The sequence below is a fragment of the Mesorhizobium sp. M1A.F.Ca.IN.022.07.1.1 genome (assembly GCF_003997575.1).
In the GTDB taxonomy this organism is placed as follows: domain Bacteria; phylum Pseudomonadota; class Alphaproteobacteria; order Rhizobiales; family Rhizobiaceae; genus Mesorhizobium.
Map to the genome: position 1 here is coordinate 1 of NZ_RZST01000362.1, position 5,646 is coordinate 5,646.

6 protein-coding genes and 2 tRNA genes are annotated in these 5,646 nt (G+C 63.3%); 2 read left to right on the forward strand and 6 right to left on the reverse strand.

All coding sequences use genetic code 11. The features are described from left to right. On the forward strand, nucleotides 1-342 hold a 342-nt coding region (locus tag EOA75_RS27765), incomplete at its 5' end, for a YidB family protein (protein WP_127325661.1). Between the two features lie 73 nt (nucleotides 343-415). Here EOA75_RS27765 and EOA75_RS27770 read toward each other — a convergent pair. Together EOA75_RS27770 and EOA75_RS27775 are read right to left on the reverse strand one after the other, a co-directional pair. After that, nucleotides 416-489, reverse strand: a tRNA-Gly gene (locus tag EOA75_RS27770). 68 nt (nucleotides 490-557) lie between these two features. Continuing rightward, nucleotides 558-642: transfer RNA gene (locus EOA75_RS27775), tRNA-Tyr, on the reverse strand. A 200-nt stretch (nucleotides 643-842) separates the two neighbouring features. On the opposite strand from EOA75_RS27775, the gene EOA75_RS27780 reads away from it, so the two are divergent. Further along, nucleotides 843-1,706, forward strand: a complete 864-nt coding sequence (locus EOA75_RS27780; protein ID WP_127325662.1) for an RNA methyltransferase — start codon at nucleotides 843-845, stop codon at nucleotides 1,704-1,706. 63 nt (nucleotides 1,707-1,769) lie between these two features. Here EOA75_RS27780 and EOA75_RS27785 read toward each other — a convergent pair whose 3' ends face one another. From EOA75_RS27785 to EOA75_RS34575, 4 genes are all read right to left on the reverse strand, one after another. After that, nucleotides 1,770-2,654 carry a 2-hydroxy-3-oxopropionate reductase gene (locus EOA75_RS27785; RefSeq protein ID WP_127325663.1) on the reverse strand — a complete coding sequence of 295 codons (885 nt, stop codon included), beginning with the start codon at nucleotides 2,652-2,654 and terminating at the stop codon, nucleotides 1,770-1,772. Between the two features lie 195 nt (nucleotides 2,655-2,849). Next, entirely contained in the window at nucleotides 2,850-3,647 is a 798-nt protein-coding gene (otnI, locus tag EOA75_RS27790; RefSeq protein ID WP_127325664.1) for a 2-oxo-tetronate isomerase, read from the reverse strand. A gap of 27 nt (nucleotides 3,648-3,674) precedes the next feature. Continuing rightward, the gene (gene gcl / locus EOA75_RS27795; protein WP_127325665.1) at nucleotides 3,675-5,456 is read right to left on the reverse strand and encodes a glyoxylate carboligase; all 1,782 of its coding nucleotides are present in this window, start codon (nucleotides 5,454-5,456) and stop codon (nucleotides 3,675-3,677) included. 2 nt (nucleotides 5,457-5,458) lie between these two features. Beyond that, nucleotides 5,459-5,646, reverse strand: a 188-nt coding sequence (locus EOA75_RS34575; RefSeq protein ID WP_206517044.1) for a hypothetical protein, incomplete at its 5' end; no start/stop codon positions are given.

Consider the following 5,646-nt stretch of genomic DNA (forward strand, 5'->3'; position numbering starts at 1 on the left):
CCAGCCGAAGCTCAGGCCCCCGCCCCAACTCCCGCCGGAACCTCCGCCGATGGCGGCCTGCTCGGCGGACTGGGCGGGCTGCTCGACAGACTGCGAGACGCCGGCCACGGCGGCGTAGCCGATTCCTGGGTCGGCACCGGCCAGAACCGGCCGATCAACGCCAACGATCTCGGCTCGGCGCTGGGGCCGGCGGTGATCCGCGAGATCGCGCAACGTACCGGTATGAACGAGCAGGAGCTGCTGCAGCAATTGTCCACGGCGCTGCCCGGCGTTGTCGACAAACTGACGCCGAACGGCCAAGTGCCGCCGCAACATCAGGTAACATCGGCTTTCAACAGCTAAGCACAAGACAGATCGAACACGCCGCTCGCCACGGGTGCTCGGCGTTCATTTGAGGCATACGAAGAAGAAAATCTGGAGCGGGTAGCGGGAATCGAACCCGCATATTCAGCTTGGAAGGCTGCTGCTCTACCACTGAGCTATACCCGCCTGCGCTAGCATCGGAAAACAGTGGCACACTTCCGGTGCTTTTCGTTTCAGGGCTTCCGGGCCGGCAGTGGTGGAGAGGGTTGGATTCGAACCAACGTAGGCTAAGCCAACGGATTTACAGTCCGTCCCCTTTAACCACTCGGGCACCTCTCCAGTCTGCCGCCGGAGCCATGCAACGAGGCATTTCAGCCGACCCGGAGCCCGAGTAAGGATCTTCTCCGAAATCAGCGATGCGCCTTATGGCGGCAAGGCCGGTGGGTGTCAACCGGCGCGGCCAGGGTTTTTCGAGGATGTTCGGCATTCGTCGCCGCAGCCCGTATCCTTAGCCGGCCGGGACGGTTATAGAGGCCGGCATGAGCGACAACAAAAGCAGCAAACCGGGCACCCCGAAGGATACCCACTACGCCAAGCTGAGGCGCGCGCATCGCGACCAGAAGGCGGGCGGCGCGCCGGCATTCCGGCCGCGCCAACCGGTGCCGCCAGGCGAAGGCCCCGCCGACGGACTGGTGCGGCTTTACGGCCTGCACACGGTGCGGGCCGCGCTCGACAATCCGCGACGCAAGATCAAAAGAATGCTGGTGACCCGCAATGCCGCCGAGAGGCTGGCGATCGGCGATCTTTCCGCCCTGTCCTTCATGACCGAGTTGGTCGAGCCGAAAGATATCGACAAAATCACCGGCTCGGACGCCGTGCATCAGGGCGTGCTGATCGAGGCGGAACCGCTTAAACCCAAGCGCCTTGACACGCTCGGCGACACAAAGCTGGTGCTGGTGCTCGACCAGGTCACGGACCCGCACAATGTCGGCGCTATCCTGCGCTCGGCGGTGGCTTTCGGCGCCGGCGCGCTGATCACGACGGCCCGCCACAGCCCGCAAGAATCGGGCGTGCTGGCGAAATCGGCCTCGGGCGCGCTGGAGCACATCGACCAGATCGAGGTGAAAAACCTCGCCGACGCGCTAGGTCAACTGCACGATGCCGGCTTCCAGACGATCGGGCTCGACTCCGAGGGATCGGCGGAGCTGGAAAAGAGCTTCGCCGGAGGAAAAATTGCGCTGGTTCTGGGCGCCGAGGGCAAGGGCTTGCGCCAGAAGACGCGCGAGACGGTGACCGCGCTCGCCCGCCTCGACATGCCCGGCGCCATCCGCTCGCTCAACGTGTCCAACGCAGCGGCGGTGAGCCTTTATGCGGCCAGAAAATTCATAGCGAATAGCGAATAGCGAATAGCGAATAGCCGAAACACGGCGGCCCGTCGGCCTGCAATCCCTATTCGCTATTCGCTTCTAGGCCACTTCGTGGCCCGCCATCCGCTCCAGCGCCCTGACCAGCGCCGAGTGATCCTCCTTCGCCCCACCATTGGCGGCGCAGGAATTGAACAGTTGCTGCGTCGTCGAGGTGTTGGGGAGCGCAACGCCGAGCGCCTTGGCGCCTTCCAGCGCGAGGTTGAGGTCCTTCTGGTGCAGTTCGATGCGGAAACCGGGCGCGAAGGTGCGCTTGATCATGCGCTCGCCATGCACTTCGAGGATTCGCGAGGCGGCGAGACCGCCCATCAGGGCTTGGCGAACCTTTGCAGGATCGGCGCCGGCCTTCGAGGCGAAGACCAGGGCTTCGCCGATCGCCTCGATGGTGAGCGCCACGACGATCTGGTTGGCGACCTTGGTGGTCTGGCCGACGCCGTTCGGCCCGACCAGCGTGATGTTCTTGCCCATCTTCTCGAACACCGGCCTGGCGCGCTCGAACGCCTCTTCCTCGCCGCCAACCATGATGGTAAGCGAGGCTGCCTTGGCGCCGACCTCGCCGCCGGATACCGGCGCGTCGAGATAGTCGCAGCCGAGATCGTTGATCTTCTTGGCGAAGTCCTTGGTGGCGATCGGCGAGATCGAGCTCATGTCGATGACGAGCTTGCCTTTCGACAGAGCTGAAGCGACGCCGTTTTCGCCGAACAGCACATCCGCCACCTGCGGCGTGTCGGGCACCATGGTGATGATGATGTCGGCGGCGCTGGCCACCGCATCGTGGCCGGTGACGGTCTTCAGCCCCTTGGCCGCGAGATCGGCCGGCGGCTTCGAGCGATGGTCGCTGGCGATGACCGGGTAGCCGGCGTCGAGCAGATGCCCCGCCATCGGCGCGCCCATGATGCCGAGGCCAATGAAGCCGATGGTTTCCATTTTGCGGTCTCCTGAAGATCTTTGTCCGAATGGATCGAAGGCTGGCGCCGCCCCTCATCCGCCTGCCGGCACCTTCTCCCCGTGAAGGATGGGGAGACGGGGGACAAGCTCCAGCGCTGGCGACCCCCGTCTCCCCCGTTTTTCACGGGGAGAGGGTAAGGGTGAGGGGCAGCGCCGAGGCTGGTTGAGAAGCGCCTAAGCCGCCGCACTCCCCTGCCCGGCGAACTGCCGGAACCAGCCGAGTCCCACCTCCGTGCCGGCCTTCGGTTTGTATTCGGCGCCGATCCAGCCGGAATAGCCGAGCCGGTCGATATGGTCGTAGAGGAAGGGATAATTGATCTCGCCCGTCCCCGGCTCGTGACGGCCGGGATTGTCCGCAAGCTGGATATGCGCGATGCGGCCAAGGTTTGCCTCGATGGTACGGGCGAGATCCCCCTCCATGATCTGCATGTGATAAATGTCGTATTGCAGGAACAGGTTCTTCGAGCCGATGCGGTCGATCAGCGCCAGCGCCTGATCGGTGTAATTCAGGAAGAAGCCCGGAATGTCGCGAGTGTTGATCGGCTCGATCAGCAGCTTGATGCTGGCCTGCTCCAGCTTTTCGGCCGCGAAAGCGAGATTTTCGGCAAAGACGTTTTCCAAAGTAGTGCGATCGGCACCCTGCGGCGCGATGCCGGCGAGGCAGTTGACCTGCTCGCAGCCAAGCGCGTGCGCATAAGTGATCGCCTTGGCGACGCCCTGGCGAAATTCAGGCACGCGGTCGGGTAGCACGGCAATGCCGCGCTCGCCCTTTGCCCAGTCGCCGGCCGGCAGGTTGAAGAGAACCTGCGTCAGGCCGTTCTTCTTGATGCGAGCGGCAACAACGTCCGGCGCATGGTCGTACGGCCCGATATATTCGACGCCCTTGAAGCCGGCGCGGGCAGCGGCATCGAAACGGTCTAGGAAATCGTGCTCCCCGAAGAGCATCGAAAGATTGGCTGAAAAACGCGGCATTCTTTTGCTCCTTCTTTCCGCCGGACTTCAATCGAGCATCACGATCGCCGTCGGCGCATCCTCGTGGCTTTCGGCAAGCTCCTCGAATTCGGTGATCTTGTCGATTTCGGTGCCCATGGAAATGTTGGTGACACGCTCGAGGATGAATTCGAGAACGACCGGGACCTGGTGTTCCTTCATCAGCCGCTCAGCCTCTTTGAAGGCGCCGGCGAACTCTTCCGGCTTGCGCACGCGAACCGCCTTGCAGCCCATCGCCTCGGCGACCGCGACATGGTCGACGCCGTAGCCGGCCTCGGGATCGTTTGCCCGGTTGACGTTCTCGAAGGCGAGGCTCACCTCGTAGTCCATCGAGAAGCCGCGCTGCGCCTGGCGGATCAGCCCGAGATAGGCGTTGTTCACGACGACGTGGATGTAAGGCAGCTTGTGCTGCGCGCCGACCGCCAGCTCTTCGATCATGAACTGGAAGTCGTAGTCGCCGGAGAGCGCGACGATGGCGCGATCGGGATCGGCGGCGCGCACGCCGAGCGCGGCAGGCAGCGTCCAGCCGAGCGGGCCTGCCTGGCCGCAGTTGATCCAGTTGCGCGGCTTGTAGACATGCAGGAATTGCGCGCCGGCGATCTGCGACAGGCCGATCGTGGTCACGTAAGTCGTGTCCCGGGCAAACGCCTTGTTCATCTCCTCGTAGACGCGCTGCGGCTTCAGCGGCACCTGCTCGAAATGCGTCTTGCGCTTCATGGTCTTCTTGCGCTGCTGGCATTCCTTCGCCCAGCCCGACCAGTCGCGCAGCTTGCCGGCCGTGCGCCACTCGGTGGCGACGTCGAGCAGCATCTTCAGCGCCGCGCCCGCATCCGAGACGATGCCGAGATCCGGCGCGAAGACGCGGCCGATCTGAGTGGGCTCGATGTCGACATGGATGAATTTCTTGCCCTTGGTGTAGACGTCGACCGACCCGGTGTGGCGATTGGCCCAGCGGTTGCCGATGCCAAAGACGAAGTCGGCTTCAAGCATTGTCGCGTTGCCGTAACGGTGCGAGGTCTGCAGGCCGCACATGCCGGCCATCAGCCGGTGATCGTCGGGGATCGCGCCCCAGCCCATCAACGTCGGAATGACCGGCACGCCGGTGACTTCGGCGAACTCGATCAGCAAATCGGAAGCATCGGCGTTGATGATGCCGCCGCCGGCGACGATCAGCGGCTTTTGCGCCTGGTTGAGCATTGCCAAAGCCTTTTCGGCCTGGGCGCGCGTCATTGCCGGCCTGAAGGGAACCAGCGGCTCATAGGCCTCGATGTCGAATTCGATCTCGGCAAGCTGCACATCGAGCGGCAGGTCGATCAGCACCGGGCCCGGTCGCGAGGTGCGCATCAGGTGGAACGCCTTCTGCAGCGCCATCGGCACCAGATAGGGTTCCATGACGGTGACGGCCCATTTGGCGACGGGTGCTGCGATCGAAGCGATGTCGACGGCCTGGAAATCCTCCTTGTTGAGGCGAGCGCGCGGCGCCTGCCCGGTAATGCAGAGGATGGGAATGGAATCCGCCGAGGCGGAATAGAGCCCGGTGATCATATCGGTGCCGGCCGGACCTGAGGTGCCGATGCAGAGCCCGATATTGCCGGCCTTGGCGCGGGTAAAACCTTCAGCCATGTGCGAGGCGCCCTCGACATGGCGCGCGAGAACGTGGCGGATGGTGCCGCGCGCCTTCAGCGCCGAATAGAGCGGGTTGATCGCCGCGCCCGGCACGCCGAAGGCATTGGTGATGCCTTCCTTTTCTAGAACGAGAACCGCCGCGTCGACAGCGCGCATCCTGGCCATGTTCAGCCTCCACTTCGTTGGTTGGCTTTAGAATGCCAGCGCGTTCCCGATTTTTCAATTTTTTCAGAATATTTTTTCATTTCTAGAAAACGGTTGTAACTGGCTGCGTTCACTGATCTTTTCCTTTTCCAGAAAATCGCCATGGCGGGCCGGTGAAAAACTTTTTCATTGTGCTCCGCGCGAAATGGCG

Excerpts from the sequence above, each read along its gene's own strand:
- gcl (WP_127325665.1), bottom strand. The coding sequence starts at position 5,456 with ATGGCCAGGATGCGCGCTGTCGACGCGGCGGTTCTCGTTCTAGAAAAG.
- EOA75_RS27780 (WP_127325662.1), top strand. The coding sequence starts at position 843 with ATGAGCGACAACAAAAGCAGCAAACCGGGCACCCCGAAGGATACCCAC.
- otnI (WP_127325664.1), bottom strand. The coding sequence starts at position 3,647 with ATGCCGCGTTTTTCAGCCAATCTTTCGATGCTCTTCGGGGAGCACGAT.
- EOA75_RS27785 (WP_127325663.1), bottom strand. The coding sequence starts at position 2,654 with ATGGAAACCATCGGCTTCATTGGCCTCGGCATCATGGGCGCGCCGATG.